Annotated in this window: 15 protein-coding genes and 1 pseudogene; 3 read left to right on the top strand and 13 right to left on the bottom strand. The window is 62.1% G+C overall.

What is annotated here, in order from left to right:
* Positions 1 to 55: 55 nt before the first annotated feature.
* Entirely contained in the window at positions 56 to 1,018 is a 963-nt protein-coding gene (locus AC245Y_RS09730) for an AEC family transporter (protein ID WP_017994007.1), read from the top strand.
* Here AC245Y_RS09730 and AC245Y_RS09725 read toward each other — a convergent pair.
* From AC245Y_RS09725 to cysG, 5 genes are read right to left on the bottom strand one after another with little or no spacing between them, the layout of a single operon-like run.
* Positions 986 to 2,197: a UbiH/UbiF family hydroxylase gene (locus tag AC245Y_RS09725; protein ID WP_017994006.1), complete on the bottom strand. Its 1,212-nt coding sequence runs from the start codon at positions 2,195 to 2,197 to the stop codon at positions 986 to 988. The two genes, AC245Y_RS09730 and AC245Y_RS09725, sit on opposite strands and share 33 nt — an antisense overlap.
* A 38-nt stretch (positions 2,198 to 2,235) precedes the next feature.
* Entirely contained in the window at positions 2,236 to 2,748 is a 513-nt protein-coding gene (locus tag AC245Y_RS09720; protein ID WP_017994005.1) for a DUF934 domain-containing protein, read from the bottom strand.
* Between the two features lie 10 nt (positions 2,749 to 2,758).
* Positions 2,759 to 4,429, bottom strand: a complete 1,671-nt coding sequence (locus AC245Y_RS09715) for a nitrite/sulfite reductase (protein WP_017994004.1) — start codon at positions 4,427 to 4,429, stop codon at positions 2,759 to 2,761.
* Between the two features lie 8 nt (positions 4,430 to 4,437).
* Complete coding sequence (locus AC245Y_RS09710) at positions 4,438 to 4,752, bottom strand: DUF2849 domain-containing protein (protein ID WP_012757352.1); 315 nt, start codon at positions 4,750 to 4,752, stop codon at positions 4,438 to 4,440.
* Between the two features lie 2 nt (positions 4,753 to 4,754).
* Entirely contained in the window at positions 4,755 to 6,191 is a 1,437-nt protein-coding gene (gene cysG, locus AC245Y_RS09705; RefSeq protein WP_026157344.1) for a siroheme synthase CysG, read from the bottom strand.
* Positions 6,192 to 6,459: 268 nt separating this feature from the next.
* Here cysG and AC245Y_RS09700 point away from each other — a divergent pair, with 268 nt between their 5' ends.
* Entirely contained in the window at positions 6,460 to 7,047 is a 588-nt protein-coding gene (locus tag AC245Y_RS09700; RefSeq protein WP_017994002.1) for a deaminase, read from the top strand.
* A 50-nt stretch (positions 7,048 to 7,097) separates the two neighbouring features.
* Complete coding sequence (gene mazG, locus AC245Y_RS09695) at positions 7,098 to 7,943, top strand: nucleoside triphosphate pyrophosphohydrolase (protein WP_012757349.1); 846 nt, start codon at positions 7,098 to 7,100, stop codon at positions 7,941 to 7,943.
* Between the two features lie 248 nt (positions 7,944 to 8,191).
* Here mazG and AC245Y_RS09690 read toward each other — a convergent pair whose 3' ends face one another.
* The 8 genes and pseudogenes from AC245Y_RS09690 to AC245Y_RS09655 all read right to left on the bottom strand — a co-directional run bounded on the left by AC245Y_RS09690 (position 8,192) and on the right by AC245Y_RS09655 (position 17,929).
* Positions 8,192 to 9,241, bottom strand: a complete 1,050-nt coding sequence (locus tag AC245Y_RS09690; RefSeq protein ID WP_245273995.1) for an IS4 family transposase — start codon at positions 9,239 to 9,241, stop codon at positions 8,192 to 8,194.
* A 269-nt stretch (positions 9,242 to 9,510) separates the two neighbouring features.
* Complete coding sequence (gene hflX, locus AC245Y_RS09685; protein ID WP_012757348.1) at positions 9,511 to 10,836, bottom strand: GTPase HflX; 1,326 nt, start codon at positions 10,834 to 10,836, stop codon at positions 9,511 to 9,513.
* Between the two features lie 77 nt (positions 10,837 to 10,913).
* Positions 10,914 to 11,156 carry an RNA chaperone Hfq gene (gene hfq / locus AC245Y_RS09680; RefSeq protein ID WP_003539403.1) on the bottom strand — a complete coding sequence of 81 codons (243 nt, stop codon included), beginning with the start codon at positions 11,154 to 11,156 and terminating at the stop codon, positions 10,914 to 10,916.
* A 112-nt stretch (positions 11,157 to 11,268) separates the two neighbouring features.
* Complete coding sequence (locus tag AC245Y_RS09675) at positions 11,269 to 12,132, bottom strand: D-amino-acid transaminase (protein WP_012757347.1); 864 nt, start codon at positions 12,130 to 12,132, stop codon at positions 11,269 to 11,271.
* 64 nt (positions 12,133 to 12,196) lie between these two features.
* Positions 12,197 to 13,561: a nitrogen assimilation response regulator NtrX gene (ntrX, locus tag AC245Y_RS09670; RefSeq protein ID WP_003559163.1), complete on the bottom strand. Its 1,365-nt coding sequence runs from the start codon at positions 13,559 to 13,561 to the stop codon at positions 12,197 to 12,199.
* Positions 13,551 to 15,821 carry a sensor histidine kinase NtrY-like gene (locus AC245Y_RS09665; RefSeq protein WP_017994000.1) on the bottom strand — a complete coding sequence of 757 codons (2,271 nt, stop codon included), beginning with the start codon at positions 15,819 to 15,821 and terminating at the stop codon, positions 13,551 to 13,553. The genes ntrX and AC245Y_RS09665 overlap by 11 nt, the downstream gene beginning before the upstream one ends.
* Positions 15,822 to 16,161: 340 nt before the next feature.
* Positions 16,162 to 16,503: a hypothetical protein gene (locus tag AC245Y_RS09660; protein ID WP_012757345.1), complete on the bottom strand. Its 342-nt coding sequence runs from the start codon at positions 16,501 to 16,503 to the stop codon at positions 16,162 to 16,164.
* A gap of 437 nt (positions 16,504 to 16,940) precedes the next feature.
* Positions 16,941 to 17,929 (bottom strand): annotated as a pseudogene (locus AC245Y_RS09655) (potassium channel beta subunit family protein).
* Positions 17,930 to 18,190: the final 261 nt, after the last annotated feature.

The raw sequence follows: 18,190 nt of genomic DNA, 5'->3' as shown, positions 1-18,190 counted from the left end.
AATTGCTTAAGTCAGATCCTGACCCGCCGATCATCCCCGCGCCCTGGAAGACCTCTTGGCCGATATTGTCAGCCTGCTATTGCCGTTCTTCGGCCTGATCCTGATCGGTTACATCGCCGCCAAGGCGACCAAGCAGCCGGCCGAAGCGCTCGGCTGGCTGAACACTTTCATCATCTATGCCGCCCTGCCCGCGCTGTTCTTCAAGCTCGTCTCGCGCACGCCGATCGAAGAGCTGACGCGCCTCGATTTCATTGTCACCGATATCGCGGCGACCTATGCGGTCTTCATCCTGCTTTTCGTCATCGGCCGCGTCGTGCGCGGCAATTCGCTGGCCGATTGCACCATCCAGTCCTTTGCCGGCGCCTATGGCAATATCGGCTATATGGGACCGGGCCTGGCACTCTTGGCGCTCGGCGAAGGCGCAGCCGTGCCGGTGGCGCTGATCATCTGCTTCGAAAACGCGCTGCATTTCATCGTGGCGCCGGCGCTGATGGCGGCGGCCGGCGACGACAAGCGTTCAACAGGCCAACTCGCCGCCGATATCGTCCGGAAGGTGGCGCTGCATCCCTTCATCCTGTCGACCGCGCAGGGCTTTGCGGTGGCCGCCTTGCACATCGACCAGCCGCCGGCGTTTCAGCGCCTCGTCGACTATCTCGCCCAGGCGGCGGCGCCCTGCGCGCTCTTTGCCATGGGCGTGACGCTGGCGCTCCGACCGTTGAAGCGGATCCCGGCAGAAATCTCCTATATCGTGCCGGCGAAGCTGATCCTTCATCCGATCGCGGTCTTCGTTGCGCTGACGGCGGTTGGCGGTTTCGAACCGGTCTGGATCCAGGCGGCCGTGCTGCTCGCCTCACTGCCGACGGCGACCAACGTCTTCGTCATCGGTCAGCAGTATGGCGTCTGGCAGGAGCGCGCCTCGGCGACGATCCTGATCACGACGGTGTTTTCGGTGGTGACTGTTTCGCTCTGGCTAATCGTGATCCGCTCAGGCCTTCTTCCGCTTCAGCTTTTCCCGTAGCGCCTCCGGAATATCGCGGAAGCCGCGGCCCGGCTCGATGCCCTCACGCATGACGATATTGCGCAGCGGCGGTATGGCCGAGAGGATGTGCAGGCCGGCAGCGCGCAGCATCTGGACGGGCAGGAAATCCGAAAGCAGCGAGCGGTTGAGAATATCGACACTTGCCGTGCGCGTCATGATGTCGGCGCGGCGTTTGCGGTCGAAGCTTTCGCCGGCGTCGGCCGGCACCGGCAATTCCGCCCTGTCGCAGAGGATATCGGCAAGCGCCATGATATCGCGCAGGCTGAGGTTCAGCCCCTGAGCCCCGATCGGCGGGAAGACATGGGCGGCCTCCCCGATCAGCGCGATGCGTCCCTTGCCGAAACGATGCGCCATCATGCCGGAGAGCGGCCAGACCTGGACGCCCTCTTCGACATCGACCTTGCCGAGCATGGACTGCATGCGCGCCTCGACAAGGGCGCCGAGCTCGGCAAGCGGCAATTCCATGCGGTTCGCCGCCTCAGCGGGATCCTGCACCCAGACCAGGCTGGAGCGGCTTCCCGGCAGCGGCACCTGGGTGAAGGGGCCGTGTTTGGTGTGGAATTCGGTCGAGATATTCTGGTGCGGCAGCGAATGGGCGAAATTCAGCACCATGGCCGATTGCGGATAGGACCAGTTGCGCACGGCAATGCCTGAGGTCTCGCGCAGCTTCGAGCCGCGGCCATCGGCGCCGACGGCAAAATCGGCCGACAGCATCTCGCCACCGGTAAGCGTGATCGAGACTGAAACGGCCGATATTTCGATCGATTCGGCCATATCGGTGAAGCGGGTAATATTGCCCTCGCCGGCCGCGGCCTCTTCGAGAATGCCGGTCAGCGCCTTGTTGGGGAAATTGTAGCCGAAGGCATCGAGGCCGACCTCGGCCGCGCGGAAAGTGGTGGTCGGCGCGCGCAGCAGCCGATCGGTGCCGTCGACGATGCGCATGCTGGTCAGAGGAGCGGCTGCGGGGCGGAGCTTTTCCCAGATCGCTAGGCGGTCGAGGAAGCGGATCGACTGATCCATCAGCGCCGTGGTGCGCCGGTCTTCCTTCGGAGCAACGGGCGCCACCAGCGCCACGCTGCGGCCGCCGCGCGCCAGCGCGATTGCAGCAATCATACCGGCCAGACCGCCACCGATCACCGCCACTTCGAATGTCTTCATGCTACCGTTCCGTCATCATACGAGGACGAACCGGTCGCTCATGCGGCCGGCTTCGCCTGACGGCGCCAACTATAGCCCTTGCCCGCTTCGGCGTCACGCACCGCCGGCTGATAATGATGGGGAATGGCGGGAAGACGGTTTTCAGAAAGCCGATTCAGCGCCGTGGCGTTGGTGACGGAAAAGCTGTCGATCCCGACGCGCAGCATCAGTGGCACTTGGTCGATCAGCACGTCGCCGACGGCGCGCAGCTCGTTGGTGTAGCCGAGCCGCTGGCGCAGCAGCGAGGCATGGCTGAAGGCGCGGCCGTCGTTGAAAGCCGGAAAGGCGACGGCGACGATTTCGAGGCGATCGAGATAGGGCTCCAGCCGGCGCACATCGTCGGCCGGCTTGATAAGCACGCCGAGGCCGACATCGTTGCTTTCGTCGGCCCTGGCGATCAGTTCGTCGAGACCGAGCAGCGGCTTCTGCTCCTCGGTCGCCTTTACCTCGTCGGTCTCGATCACCCAGGGATCGTTTTCGACAAAACCGGTTTCTCTCCAGATCTTCGTCATCATCCCCTCCTTATGCCGCTTCGGCGGCCGAGCCGTAGAGCGCAGTCTTGAATGGCTGCGGTCCGACGCGGCGATAGGCGGCGAGGAAGTTCTCGGATTGATCGAGGCGCAGGCCGAGATAGGTGTCGACGATTGTCTCGATCGCGTCCGTCACGCGGTCCGGCTCGAAGCCGCGGCCGATGATTTCGCCGATCGAGGTATGTTCGTCGCCGGAGCCGCCGAGGGTGATCTGGTAGAGTTCGGCGCCCTTCTTCTCGACACCGAGCAGGCCGATATGGCCGACATGGTGATGGCCGCAGGCATTGATGCAGCCGGAGATCTTGATCTTCAGCTCGCCGATCTCGGCCTGGCGTTCGGCATTGCCGAAGCGGCGGGAGATTTCCTGTGCCAGCGGAATGGAGCGCGCATTGGCGAGCGCGCAGTAGTCCAGCCCGGGACAGGCAATGATATCGGTGATCAGGCCGGCATTGGCTTCCGCCAGATTGATGGCGACGAGGCCGCGATAGACGGCTTCGAGATCGGCAAGCGCCACATGCGGCAGGATCAGGTTCTGCTCATGGCTGACGCGGATTTCGTCGAAGGCATATTCCTCGGCGAGATCGGCAATCGCATCCATCTGCGCATCCGAGGCATCGCCCGGAATGCCGCCGATCGGCTTCAACGAAATCGTCACCATGCCGTAATCGGGGTTCTTGTGCGGCTGCACGTTCTGCTGAACCCAGCGGGAGAAACCGGAATCGGCCTTCTTCCAGCGGGCAAGGTTTTCCCAACCTTCGGCGCGTTGGGGCAGCGCCGGCGGCGCGAAATAGGCAGCGATCGACTGGACGTCCTTTTCCGGCAGCTTGAGCTCGGTATCCTTCAGCGCGGCGAATTCAGCCTCCACCTGGCGCGTCAGTTCCTCGGTGCCGGTTTCGTGCACCAGGATCTTGATGCGGGCCTTGTATTTGTTGTCGCGGCGGCCGTGCAGATTGTACACGCGCACGATGGCCGTGGTGTAGGAGAGCAGGTCTTCCTCGGGCAGGAAGTCGCGGATCAGCTTGGCGATCATCGGCGTACGGCCCTGGCCGCCGCCGACATAGACGGCAAAGCCGATCTCGCCCTTGTCGTTCGTCTTCACGTGCAGGCCGATATCATGGACCTGGATTGCGGCGCGGTCGCGCTCGGCGCCGGTGACGGCGATCTTGAACTTGCGCGGCAGGAAGGAGAATTCCGGGTGGACCGACGACCACTGGCGCAGGATTTCGGCGTAAGGACGCGGATCGGCGATCTCATCGGCGGCGGCACCGGCGAAGTGATCGGCCGTGACGTTTCTGATGCAATTGCCCGAGGTCTGCAGCGCATGCATCTCTACGCTGGCAAGGTCGGCAAGCGCATCGGGAATGTCGGACAGTTTCGGCCAGTTGAACTGCAGGTTCTGGCGCGTGGTGAAGTGGCCATAGCCGCGGTCATAGGTGCGGGCGATATGGGCGAGCATGCGCAGCTGGCGGGAGCTCAGCGTGCCATAGGGAATGGCAATGCGCAGCATGTAGGCGTGAAGCTGCAGGTAGACGCCGTTCATCAGGCGCAGCGGCTTGAACGCGTCCTCGGCGAGCTCGCCGGAAAGGCGGCGCTCGACCTGATCGCGAAACTGCTCGACGCGCTCGGTAACAAAGGCATGGTCAAATTCGTCGTAACGGTACATCGTCTTCCTCAGACTGCAATGAATTCGGGATCGGCAGGAGCGTAGCCCGGGGCATATTCCATGGTCGGGCCCTGCGCGCGGATGCGCTCGCGAAGGCGAAGAGGCCAGAGAATGCCGTTGGTTTCCTGAACGTCGACAACGGCGACGTCAACCACCTCGTTGTCGGCATAGGATTTCTTGCCGATCGCCTCCAGCGCCTCAACGGCCTCGGCATGACGGGCAACAAGCGCCTCCTGCAGCGAGGTGGACCACTTCCCGTTCGCATCCAGCCAGACGGCAATGCCGTCCGTCAGCCGGTTGGCGGTCAGAACCTTGTCACCCATATTCAGCTCCTTGCAAGTTCCTCGAGCCGGGCGTTTGCGCGCACCAAGGGCTCGGACAGTTCGAAATTGGCACCGGCGACCGCATCGCCGATGATGACCATGACGGGCCCTGTTAATTCGTCGCGGTGCTGCAGATCGGGCAGATCGGCGAGCGTGCCATGCAGCAGGCGGCGATCGGCGCGGCTGGCATTTTCGATGACGGCGACGGTGGTCTCAGACGGGATGCCCGCCTGCATCAGCCGCTCGGCGACGGAGGCGGCAACCGTGCGGCCCATATAGACAGCGATCGTCGCGCCGGAGACGGCAAGGCTTGCCCAATCGGGCAGCACGTCGCCTGTAAGATCATGGCCTGTCGTGAAGACCAGCGAGGAGGCGACGCCGCGCAGTGTCAGCGGCAGCTCGAAATCGGCAGCGGCGGCGAAAGCCGAGGTGATGCCGGGCACGACCTCATAGGTGATGCCGGCAGCGCGCAGTGCCGCCATTTCTTCCCCTGCCCGGCCATAGACCAGCGGATCGCCGGATTTCAGACGGACGACGCGCTTGCCCTGACTGCCGAGATCGACCAGCAGGTCGTTGATCTCTTCCTGGGACTTCGAGTGGCAGCCCTTGCGCTTACCGACGGAAAGCCGCTCGGCATCACGGCGGCCCATATCGACGATCGCCTGCGGCACCAGCGCGTCATAGACGATGACATCGGCTTCCATCATCACGCGCTGGGCGCGCAGCGTCAGCAGGTCCTCGGCACCCGGACCGGCGCCAACCAGCCAGACGTGGCCGGCGACCTTGTCCATCGCGTGCAGCAGCCGGTCGGCGGCATGCCGGGCCTGCGGCAGGTTGCCGTTGGCGACCGCATCGGCCACGGCACCGGAGAAGAAACGGCGCCAGAAGACCCGGCGGGAGACGCCTCTGGGAATCAGTTGTTCGACGGCCTTGCGGTAGCTCGTCGCCAGCCCGGCAAGACGGCCGAGCGAGGGCGAAAGAAGCTGGTCGATCTGCGCGCGGATCATCTGCGCCAAAACCGGCCCTGCCCCTTCCGTGCCGATCGCCACGGCGACGGGGGCGCGGTTGACCAGCGCCGGCGTGAAGAAATCGCAGTAATCGGGTTGATCGACGGCATTGGCCGGAATTCTGGCAGCGCGGGCGGCATCGACGATGCTGCGGTCGTCAGCTTCATCGCCGGTTGCGGCGAAGACGAGCGCCGAACCCTCGACCTGTTCGGCTGCGAAGGCAGCGCGTACGGTCTCGATCCGGTTGGCGATCAGGAAAGCGTGGTAATCGGCTTCCGGCCGGTCGGCATAGGCGATAATCCGCGCCCGCGTGTTGAGCAGCAGCCGCACCTTGGCGAACGCTTCGTCGCCATTGCCGAAGACAGCCGTCTTCTGGCCTTCCACGCGAAAGAAGGCGGGAAATACCGAAAGCTGTTCAGTCTTGGGAGGCATCATCAATCCACTTCGAGGTTGCCGGAATATGCCCTTGATCGACAAGGGATTGAAGGAACAGAAATTCGAAAGCCCAAGCAAACAGGTATTCTTTTGCTCGTGCCGTCAGTGATTTGAGAAAAGTCACCCGTGCGTCCCAAAAGCCGCATGTTCCCAGCCCGCTTGCTGCGGTGCAGTATAAAGCCTGTGACAAAAGACGTCCACCCGTGCTTGACGCATTTCACTCGCGCCGCCAAGGCGATAGACTGAGGAAAACTGGAGTGTCCTCATGCCTGATAAGACCATTGCCTCCCGCCTGCTTTCGGTCATGGAAGACGATATCCTGCCACTGACGGAGCGTGGGGTTTCGCTTGGCAACAAGGTGTTCGGTGCGGCGATCTTAAGGAAATCCGATCTTTCGCTTGTCGTCGCCGAGACCAATAACGAGCTGGAAAATCCGCTCTGGCACGGCGAGGTGCATACGCTGAAGCGTTTCTACGAGCTTGGCGACAAGCCGCCGACCAAGGATCTGATCTTCCTTTCGACGCACGAACCCTGCACCATGTGCATGTCGGCGATCACCTGGGCCGGCTTTGACAATTTCTATTATTTCTTCAGCCATGAGGATTCGCGCGACGCCTTCGCCATTCCGCACGATTTGAAGATCCTGAAGGAAGTCTTCGGGCTTGAACCCGGCGGCTACCGCAGGCAAAACGCATTCTGGAACAGCTTTGCCATCGCCGATCTGGTCGAGACCGAGGAGGCTCAGCTGAAGACCGCGCTGAAGACGCAAACCGCCCGCATCAAGGCGCGCTACGACGCGCTGTCGACCAGCTACCAGTCGTCGAAGAACGCCAACGACATTCCTCTGAATTGAGGGCCGCTGAATTGAGGCCCACGAACCGAGGCCCGCTGAACTGAGGCAACATGGAACCTTCCAAAGACATTTCGCGGCTGATCGAGATCATGGCGGCGCTGCGCCATCCCGAAACCGGCTGCCCCTGGGACATCGTGCAGAATTTCGAGACGATCAAGCCCTATACGATCGAGGAGGCCTATGAGGTCTCCGACGCGATCGAGCGCGGCGATATGGACGATCTCTGCGACGAGTTGGGCGATCTGCTGCTGCAGGTGGTCTTTCACGCCCGCATGGCCGAGGAGGCCGGCGAATTTTCCTTCGGCGACGTGGTCAACGCCATCACTGCCAAGATGATCCGCCGCCACCCGCACGTCTTTGCACGCTCGGCGGCGGATACGCCAGACGCGGTGAAGAGACAATGGGACGAGATCAAGCAGGCGGAGAAACGCGAGCGCGCCGAGCGACGGTCACGGCGCGGCATCACCGAGGACTTCAACAGCGGCTTCCTCGGCTCCGTACAGCGCAGCTTCCCGGCCTTGACGGAAGCACTGAAACTGCAGGAACGCGCCGCCAAGGTCGGCTTCGATTGGTCAGCGCCCGAGCCGATCCTCGACAAGATCGAGGAGGAGATCGGCGAATTGCGGGTGGCCCTTCGCGAAGGCGATCAGGCAAAGGTCAACGACGAGCTCGGCGATCTGATCTTCGCGGTCGTCAATATCGGCCGGCATGTGAAGGCCGATCCGGAACAGGCAGTGCGCGGAACTAATACGAAATTCCGTCGTCGGTTCAGCCATATAGAACAGGTTCTTGAAGCAGAAGGTGAGACTCTGCAAGACGCGACGCTGGAGCGGATGGAGGAAATCTGGCAGGCGGCGAAGGCGATTGAAAGGGCGATCGTGGTTGGAGCGGAGTGAGGTATCGGCTGTCCGGTTTGTGCAGATGGCTGCCCCTCACCCTAACCCTCATATGCGCTAGGTTAAGCGAGCGTGTAGATCGTCGCATTGTTTTCGGCGTCGTCGCGGCGGCTCACAGAGGTGGCGACGACTTCGCGTGACGAGATTACAGACGGCCTGCCACAGAAGTGGTCCGCGGATGGCGGCGCAAATGGTGGCCAGGGCGATCTTCATGAGACGCCAGCGCGATGGGCTTGCCAATGGGGGGGCTAGCCAGTGGGGTTGCCACATCCAGAGGGGGGAGAGTCCGGGACTTGCCCGGCAATCTGTTCGGCGATGATGGCGACGATCAGTCTGGCGTAGAGCCATGCCCGGGCCAGTTCCGGCTTCTTGGCCGGCAAGCTGTCGAGGCCGGCCAGGCTCTTGAACCGTTTGAACGCCAGCTCGATTTGCCAGCGGAAGCGATAGAGGGTGAGGATATCGGCCGGCGGGAAGGTGGTGGCCGGCAGCGAGGTCAGCAGCAGAATGTACTTCGCCGCCTCGAGACTGCGCGGATCGGGTTTTTTGCCGTGCTTGCGGGCGGCTTTGAGCAGACGCTCCTGCTCGGCTTGGGCCTGTTGCGGATCCTTGCGTCGGACAATGAGGCGCAGGGCCAGCGGCGGTGGTGGCGGCGTCCCCGTCATGCCTTCGTGGACACGAACCTGCACCTCGCCTTCCTGCTCTTGCTGAGCGGCGAGTGCGGCAAACAGATCAAAGGGCTCGCCATTCGTCTGCAACAGGCGCAACGAGTTCCAGCCGGTCCGCACGATGAAGTCTGCACTGGCGTCGATCACCGGCCGCAGGTCGCGCGGTCTTGCATAGTAGCGATCGGCCAGCACGATATCGCCGGGTGCGTAGGTAAGGCGCTGAAGGTTCTCGGCACCATGGATGTCGGTCAACTCAAGCTGATCGACCTGAGCCGTTGCCAAGTTGTAGCCGACATGTAACCGCCATGTCGTGCGGTCAGCGCCTGGATGGCAAATCGACGTTCCATCGAGCACACGCAAGCGATATCCCGCAAAGCGCCCCGTCGGCACTTTGGCCTGTTCGGCAATCAGCGCGGCCACGATGTCGCCAAGCCAAGGCGCCGCTTTGCACAGCCGCTCAAGCAGCGATGGGTCTGACAAACGGGCGATCCCGCCCGCTTCGGCCCATGCACAGGTCTCGCGTAGCGACATGCCAAGGCCGCCATAGGCAAGTGCCAGCCGCAACAGCGTCTCGGCATTCTTGATTTCCCGCACCCGCGTAAAAGCACCGCGCAACCGCGCCGTTGCTTCCAAGTCAAAACCCGCCGGAAGCCGCTCGCGCACTTCCGGCCAATGATCCAAAACCTCAGGACGAATCTTCATCCAAAGCTTGAATCACAACCAGATTCCTTATGTCCAGGGCTAAACCTAGCGCATATGACCCTAACCCTCTCCCCGTGAACGGGTAGAGGGGACGTGCCATACCAGAGGTGCGCGAGAGCCGAGACATTGCGGCTTGTCCCTTCGCCCCGTTTACGGGGAGAAGGTGGCGGCAGCCGGATGAGGGGCTGGTCTCGCCGACCTTACCGCTCCCAATCTTCCTTTGAAGACTTCTGGCCGTTGCCGATGCGGCGCTCGAGTTCGGTGGCTTCGGTTTCGGACAAGCGCAGGTCGAGGGTGATCGTTCCGTCTTCATTATCCTCGCGGCCGTCGACGATCGCGTGATCGTAAAGCCAGGGCAGCAGCGCCAGCTTGTCGACCGGAAGGCGGATCGTTGCCACGGTCATCACGCCGGATAGTCTGCGGCTGATCTCTTCCATCAGCGTATCGACGCCCTCGCCGCTGACGGCCGAAACGGCCACCACGTTGCTGGCGCCGGCCGATTTCTGCACCATGGTGTCGTGCACCTCGGGCTCCAGCCGGTCGATCTTGTTCCAGACCTCAATCAGCCGCTTCTCGGCTTCGGCCTCGTCGATGCCAAGATCGTTCAGGATGCGCATCACGTCGGAGCTCTGCGCCTGGTTGTCGGCATCGGACATGTCGCGGACATGCAGGATGAGATCGGCTTCCAGCACTTCTTCCAGCGTCGCCCGGAAGGCGGCGACCAGATGGGTCGGCAGGTCAGAGATGAAGCCGACGGTGTCGGACAGGATGACAGTGCGCCCGTGCGGCAGCTTCATGCGCCGAAGCGTCGGGTCGAGCGTGGCAAAGAGCATGTCTTCGGCCAGCACGCCGGCGCCGGTGATGCGGTTGAACAGCGTCGACTTGCCGGCATTGGTATAGCCGACCAGCGCCACGATCGGGTGCGGCACCTTGCGGCGCTTGGCGCGGTGGAGCTGGCGGGTGCGCACGACCTGCTCCAGCTCGCGTTCGAGCTTGATGATGCGGTCCTGCAGCATCCGCCGGTCGGCTTCGATCTGGGTTTCGCCGGGACCGCCCATGAAGCCGCCGCCGCCGCGCTGGCGTTCAAGGTGGGTCCAGCTTCGGACGAGGCGGCCCTTCTGATAATTCAGATGGGCGAGGTCGACCTGCAGCGTGCCTTCCTTGGTGGAGGCGCGGCGGCCGAAGATTTCGAGGATGAGGCCCGTCCGGTCGATGACCTTGGCGTTCCATACCTTTTCGAGGTTGCGCTGCTGTACCGGAGTCAACGGATGATCGACGATGACGAGACCGGAATCGCGCTCATCGAGCAGTGCCTTGATCTCCTCGATCTTGCCGGTGCCGAGCAGTGTGGCCGGTCGCGGATCGTTGACCGGGACAATGGAGCCGTTGACGACATCGAGGTCGATCGCCTGGGCAAGGCCCGTCGCCTCTTCGAGCCGGCTTTCCGGTGTGCGGGTCGAGGCCGATTCGCCCTGGCCGCCGCGACTGCGCGATTTCAGAACCGGCACGACGACAGTCGCGCGCATGTCGTCCCTGTGCTTGGCGGCCTCAGGGATGATCGAATCGTTCTTGGTATCGCGTGTCGAAATGACGGCTGATCCTGTTAGGACGCTGCTTCTTCGCTCTCGAACATCTGCATGGGCTGGCCCGGCATGATCGTCGAGATCGCATGCTTATACACGAGCTGCGAATGGCCGTCACGGCGAAGAAGAACACAGAAATTGTCAAAAGACGTAACAACGCCCGTGAGTTTCACGCCGTTGATCAGAAAGATTGTCAGGGAAATCTTTTGCTTGCGAACAGTATTGAGAAATAAGTCCTGAAGATTCTGAGAACGTTCCGCCATCGCGCCGCTTCTTTCTTTATTGCCGACCTGATCCGGCCAGTAGAATATCAATCAACCTCACCATGCGAAGACCGGTGGCATCCTCATTCCACCTGTCCAGCAAATCTTGGTATCAAATCGCAATCTTTTCCGCAACGTCGAAAAAGGCCTCGCGGACTTTCTGCGAAACGCTGCCCGGATGACCGTTGGCAATGGGCTGGCCGTCGACGGAAACGACCGGAAAACAAATGCTTGTGGCTGCAGTGAGGAAGACCTCGCGGGCTGCGAGCATCTCCGAAACGGAGAAGTTCCGCTCAGTGATCGTCAACCCCAGCTTGGCTCCGACATCCATCAGAGTGGTGCGGGTAATGCCGCGCAGAATGCCGTGTTCGGCCGGGCGCGTCACCAGCGTTCCATCAGGATCGACGATCCAGACATTGGTCGCCGCCCCTTCCTTCACCATGCCGTCGCCGTCGGTATAGATCGCTTCCTGGGCGCCGGCTTCCTTGGCCTGCTGGCGGGCCATGGCATTCGGCAGCAAGCCGACGGACTTGATGTCGACGCGGTCCCAGCGATTATCGACAAGGGTGATCGCCTTGATGCCATTGGCGTTCTTGGCGGCGATGATCCTGGCATCGGTGCTCTTGGCGGTGATCACGAGTGAGGGCGGCGTTCCCTCGGCCGGAAAGACGTGATCGCGGCGGGCGACGCCGCGTGTCACCTGCATGTAGAAAAGCCCGTTGCGGACATGGTTGCGGCGCAGCGTCTCGCGAATGACCTGCGTCAGCGCCGCCCGGCCCATCGGCCAGGCGATGCGCAACTCACCAAGCGATCGGTCGAGACGGTTCAGGTGGCGCGTGAGATCGACGATATAGCCGTGGCGCACCTCGCAGACCTCATAGACGCCATCGGCGAACTGGTAGCCGCGATCCTCGATATGCACGCTGGCATTGGAATGCTTGACGTAACGGCCATTCACATAGGCAATTCTCGGCATGGGAAACCTGGTCTTCCGGGAAGCAATATGGGACGCGGCGCGGGGTCGGCCGCGCCGGATACACTTAGACGCCGAGCGACTTCAGCTTGCGGTGGAGCGCCGAACGCTCCATGCCGACAAATTCCGCGGTGCGCGAGATGTTGCCGCCGAAGCGGTTGATCTGGGCGATCAGGTAATCCTTCTCGAACATCTCGCGGGCTTCGCGCAGCGGCAGCGTCATGATGTGATAGTCGTTCTTGGCGGACACCTTCGGCAGCATGTCGCCGAGATCGGTCGGCAGCATGTCGGCGGTGATCGGCGCATCCGGGCCGTCGGTGCGGGCAAGGATCATCAGCCGCTCGATATTGTTGCGCAGCTGGCGGATGTTGCCGGGCCAGTCATGCGCCTGCAGCACCGCCATGGCGTCGTCGCCGATACGGCGCGGACGGATGCCGGCCTGCTCCGATATCTGGCGCATCAGTTGATCGACGAGGAAGGGAATGTCCTCGCGCCGTTCGGCAAGCGCGGGCACACGCACCGGCACGACGGCAAGGCGATGATAGAGATCCTCGCGGAACCATCCCTCGGCGATGCGGCTCTCGAGATTGTATGCGGTCGAGGAGATGATGCGGACATCGACCTTGACGCGCTTGGAGCCGCCGACCCGCTCGAACTGCTGATCGACCAGGACGCGGAGAATCTTGTTCTGCGTCTCGCGCGGCATCTCGCCGACCTCGTCGAGATAGAGGATGCCGCGATGGGCTTCTTCGAGCGCGCCGATCTTGCGCGCCTGGCCGGGCGTGCCCTCGGTGCCGAACAGCGCCACTTCCATGCGCTCGGGCGTGATGTTGGCGGCGTTGATCGCAACGAAGGGGCCGTTGGCGCGGGCCGACTTCTTGTGGATCATCCGCGCCACCAGCTCCTTGCCGGAGCCCGACGCGCCGAGGATCATGATGCGGCTGTTGGTCGGCGCAACCTTCTCGATCGTCTGGCGCAACTGCGAGACGGCAACCGAGGTGCCGATCAGCTCCAGCGCATCGCCGGTGCGGCGCTTCAGATCCGAGACCTCGCGCTTCAGCTTGGAATTCTCCAGCGCGCGTTCGGCGATCAGGATCAGCCGGTCGGCCTTGAAGGGCTTTTCGATGAAATCGAAGGCGCCGCGCTTGATCGCCGAGACGGCGGTCTCGATGTTGCCATGGCCTGATATCATCACGACGGGCAGTTCCGGATGGCGAGTCCTGATCTCGTCGAGCAGTGAGAGACCATCGAGCTTGCTGCCCTGCATCCAGATATCGAGGAAGATCAGCCGCGGCACGCGATCGGAAATCGCCGCCAGTGCGCTGTCGCTGTCATGGGCCGTGCGCGTCTCGTGCCCTTCGTCGGAGAGAATGCCGGAAACGATCTCGCGAATATCGTGCTCATCGTCGACGACGAGAATATCAGAGGCCATAAACGCTTTCCTTGTCATTGGCTGCGGGGGCAGCAGGCGTCGGATCCAGACGTGGCAGATGCACGCGGATCATGGCCCCTCTTCCCCGGTCAAAATCGGCGGGCGCATCATGCAGCTCGAGCTGCCCGCCATGTTCCTCGATGATCTTCTTGACGATGGCGAGGCCGAGGCCGGTGCCCTTCTCGCGCATCGTCATATAGGGTTCCAGAATGCTGTGGCGGTTCTCCACCGGCAGGCCGCGGCCATTGTCGATCACGTCGACGGTGAAGCGGTCGCGGCCGGTATCGAGGGCGGCGCGGACGAGAACCTTGCGTTCGTCCCGTTCGTCGCCAGGAACGGCCTCGATCGATTCAACGGCATTCTTGATGAGATTTCCGAAGGCCTGGCCGAGCATGCGGCTGTCGAACAGGCCTTCCAGCGGCTGGTCGCCGAAATCCTGCCCGAAGGTGACGTGATGGTTGCCCATCTCGCGCAGGAAGATCGCGTCGCGCAGGATATTGCGCAGATCGCTCGGCTCCTTGGTGGGTTTCGGCATGCGAGCAAAGGCGGAGAATTCGTCGACCATGCGGCCGATGTCGCCGACCTGGCGGATGATCGTATCCGTGCACTGGTCGAAGACGGTCCGGTCATCCGGGTCGATCTGCTTGCCGTAACGGCGCTGGATGCGCTCGGCGGACAGCTGGATCGGCGTCAGCGGGTTCTTGATCTCATGAGCGATGCGCCTGGCCACGTCGCCCCAGGCGGTCGAGCGCTGGGCGATGACGAGATCGGTGATGTCGTCGAGCGTGATCACGTAGGATTCGCTCATGTCGCGCACTTCCTCGCGGGTGACCTGCACGCTCAGCGTCCTCACCGTGCCGCCGCGCACCAGCGCGATCTGCTTGCGGAAATCGCCGCGATAACGCACCGCAGCCTCCGTCAGCACGTGATCGACCTCCGGCGCGATGTCGACCAGCTGCTTTCCGAGCATTTCGTCGGCCGACAACGACATCAGCGTCTCGGCCGAACTGTTGACGATGGCGATGCGGCGATCCTGCTCGACGCCGATGACGGCGGCGGTGACGCCCGACAGCACCGCTTCGATGAAGCGGCGGCGGTCGTCGACCTCGTCCTTGGCCTCAAGGATCTCGTCGCGCTGGGTGCGAATTTCGGAGATCATCTTGTTGAAGGTGCGAGAGAGATTGGCGACGTCGCCGTCGACGGCATGCACCGGCACGACGATATCCATATTGCCCGATGCAACGCTGTCGGCCGCCGTGATCAGCAGGCGGATCGGCCGGACGATGCGGTCGGCGACGGCGATCGCCGTCCAGATCGCCGCCAGGAGCACGATCAGCGCGAAGCCGATATAGAGCACGGCGAAGGCGACCTGCAGCGAGAAGCGGTTGGCCTCCATCGAGCGGTATTCGGTGGCGTTCTCCTCCATCATGCGCATGGCGCCCATGACCTTGGGATCGACGGCGCGCACCGTATAGAGAAAGGTGCCCTGGATGGCGTCGAGCTTGATGATGGCGCCGACGAGATTGGTGACGCCGGGCGGGATCAGCGTCGGCTGACCGGCCGCAGCCTTTTCCAGTGCGTCCTGTGGAATGGCCGGCAGCGGCTTTTCGGTGGCGATGTCGGCCTGGACGATCACCGAGCCGTCGCGCTCGACGAGGAAGGCGCCGAGCAGGCCGCGGCCCCTCGCCTGGCGGGTCATCAGGTCGGCAAAACCGGTCCTGTCAAGGCTGTAGAGCGCGCGGTTGCGCTCCAGGTCGTTGGCCATGGAGACCGTCTGCCCCTGCAGGTAGCTGGCATTCTCCATCATGTAGGCTTGGCCGATATTGCGCGACGAGCTGACGATCGACTGGGTGCGCAGCGCGAACCATCGGTCGAGGCCGGCATTCAGCGTGATACTGGCGAAGATGGCGACGAGGATCGCCGGCGTAATCGCGACGATCGAAAAGAGCACGACGATGCGGATGTGCAGGCGGGCTGCCGCACGGCCGCGGGTGCGGGCTTTCAGCAGCCTTGCCACCTCGCGGCCGATCAAGGCGAGCAGCGTCAGGACAAAGAAGGAATTGACGATCACCGAGGTGATGACGACATGCGACGTCGGGGCGATCGGCGTCAGGCCGAGCAGCACGAAAAGCGTCGCTGTGGCGCAGAGAAGCGCGCCGCCGGCGAGCACCAGGCCGGGCACGGCAAAAAGGGCGCGGCGGTCGGTCACTGTCGTCACCGTCTCGCCCGCCGCCGCCGGCGATACCCCATCCTGCGTCATTCGGCCTCTCTTCAGACGACACCTGCCGCCCTCGCCATCCGATCGAAAACCAAGCAACGCCGGCTTTAGAAAGCCAGCGCTGCAACGACTCGATCGGGAGCGAATGTCCAAAACCCTTGCGTGACCTTTAAGCAACGCATTGTGGCGAAAATGCAACGCGTCTCGTCACATTGTCAAGCCGTGTTAACCTTGTCTCGTCGGCCATGCTTTCGCAGTCGCGGCGTCGCGGTTGCCGGATGATACACTGACGAGCAGACGCTGTAGGCTGGGCAAATCGCCTGCCGTTTGCCATGCTGTGTGCCGTCAGCCTTTCCGTCGTGTTGAAAACTAGACTGCAGGCTCATTTACTATGATCCCTGTATTGGATCAGAAAATCTAAGACCCGTTTGAGCGTCTTCTCGTCGTCATCGCGTATTACACCCATACCGACCAGGTCAGAGAACTCGTTGATGAGTCGTAGAGACCTTCTGCAACTGGCATCACCGATCGCACTTGCAAGGTCCATGGCGATCCGGCAGCGAGTGAAGGATTCATCGAAAGCGTTTATTCTCAGATACATACTGGCAAAGCTATCAGGTCTTGCGAAAAGACTGATCCCTGTCAAATTCGCCTCGATTTTCCCCTGACTGATGGCGCAGAAAAATAACAGCCACGCAAGGATACGAAACTTAGAGCGTTTCATTTTGCCTTACTGATCAAGTAAACCGCCACAGGCATCATAAACACGACCATGAAAACGATCCAACACTGCCTGTAAAGCACGAATTGACTCTTCAATTCCCGTGGAATCACTTGGCTGTTCTGATCAATTTCGGGGAGCGCCCTTCCCCTTTTCGTTACCAAGTTCGGCCCATATTTGTTGATCTTACTGGTCAGGTGCTCGAAGGCGAAGAGCATGCAGACGTGAAAAATTCCAGCGGCTATAAGACTTCCGATCGCGAAAACTTCAAGAAAATGCATCCCGCCTCCCTAGCATGTCACTGTTGCAAAAAGCTCGTTACAGCCGATCCAACCTAGTCACGGATACGCAGGCCCTCTCACGCGCCATGGTGCTGGAACGATTGGCCAGCGACGTCTCTCGACGGGCGTTGATCTGGCCCGTCGAGAGGTTTGTTTTCTCTAGAAGCGACGTGGTCCTTCGGGTTTGTTTCCGACGATCGTGTCGATCCGGTCCAGCACGTCAGGCGTCATCTTCTCTCGGTGTGAGAGGGCCGCGAGATTGTCCTGCAGCTGGCTGGCGCGCGAGGCTCCAAGAATGACGGTCGAGACGTTGCGGTTGGCGAGGCACCACAAAAGGGCGAGATGGGTGATCGATATGCCGATCTCGTCCGCGAGCTTTGCGAGCTCGCCAACTTGTTTGAGCTGGGCAAGGCCGGCATCACTGGACCACTTTCCTTCAGCCATTCGTAGCCCGGCAGGTTCATACGGCTGTCGGCAGGGACACCGTTGTTGTATTTGCCGGTCAGGACGCCCGAGGCGAGCGGCGACCAGATCGTGGTGCCAAGGCCGATCAGGTCGTAGAGCGGCAGATAGTCGGATTCGACCTTCTGGCGTTCAAAGATGTTGTACTGCGGCTGCTCCATGGTCGGCGGAGTAATGCGCAGGTCGCGGGCAACGGCGTAGGCTTCCGTCAATTGCTGCGCGGACCATTCCGACGTGCCCCAATAGAGCACCTTGCCCTGGGCGACGAGATCGTGCATCGCCCGGACCGTTTCCTCGATCGGCGTGTCGATATCCGGGCGGTGGCAGAAGTAGAGGTCGAGGTAATCAACCTGAAGCCGCTTAAGCGCTGCATGGCAGGCATCGGTCACATGCTTGCGCGACAGGCCGCGCTGCGTCGGCTTCTGGCCTCCCCAGAAGACCTTGCTGGAGACGACGAAGCTGTCGCGGCTCCAGCCGAGCCTGCTGAGCGCCTCGCCCATCACGATCTCGGACTTGCCGCTCTCGTATCCTTCGGCATTGTCGAAGAAGTTCACCCCGTTGTCATAGGCAAGCTTCATGAGGTCGACGGCGTCGCCTCCATTGACCTGCTTACCGAACGTCACCCATGAGCCGAAGGCGAACTCGCTCACCTGCAGGCCCGACTTTCCCAAACGTCGATATTCCATCATGCAACTCCCGCAAATTATGAATATGTGCCGGCTGCTCACCGGGGTCGGCGTCGCCCGATTGATCGACGACCGATTCGCGTAATCTATGGCATGCGCAACGATATGCGAGGCTCAGCCCGCAAGTTGCCCAAAACACGATGTCGCAGTTCCCGCCAGCCCCCGACCGTAAAGAAAAAGGGCGCTCAACGACATCAGTCGGAGCGCCCCGTGGCATGCGATCGACGACGTTTGCGGCGGAGGTCGACAGCAGCAACGGCA

The organism is Rhizobium sp. SRDI943 (genome assembly GCF_057653695.1).
Note: the sequence above shows the minus strand (reverse complement) of the source record. Positions and strands in the feature narration are given on the sequence as shown.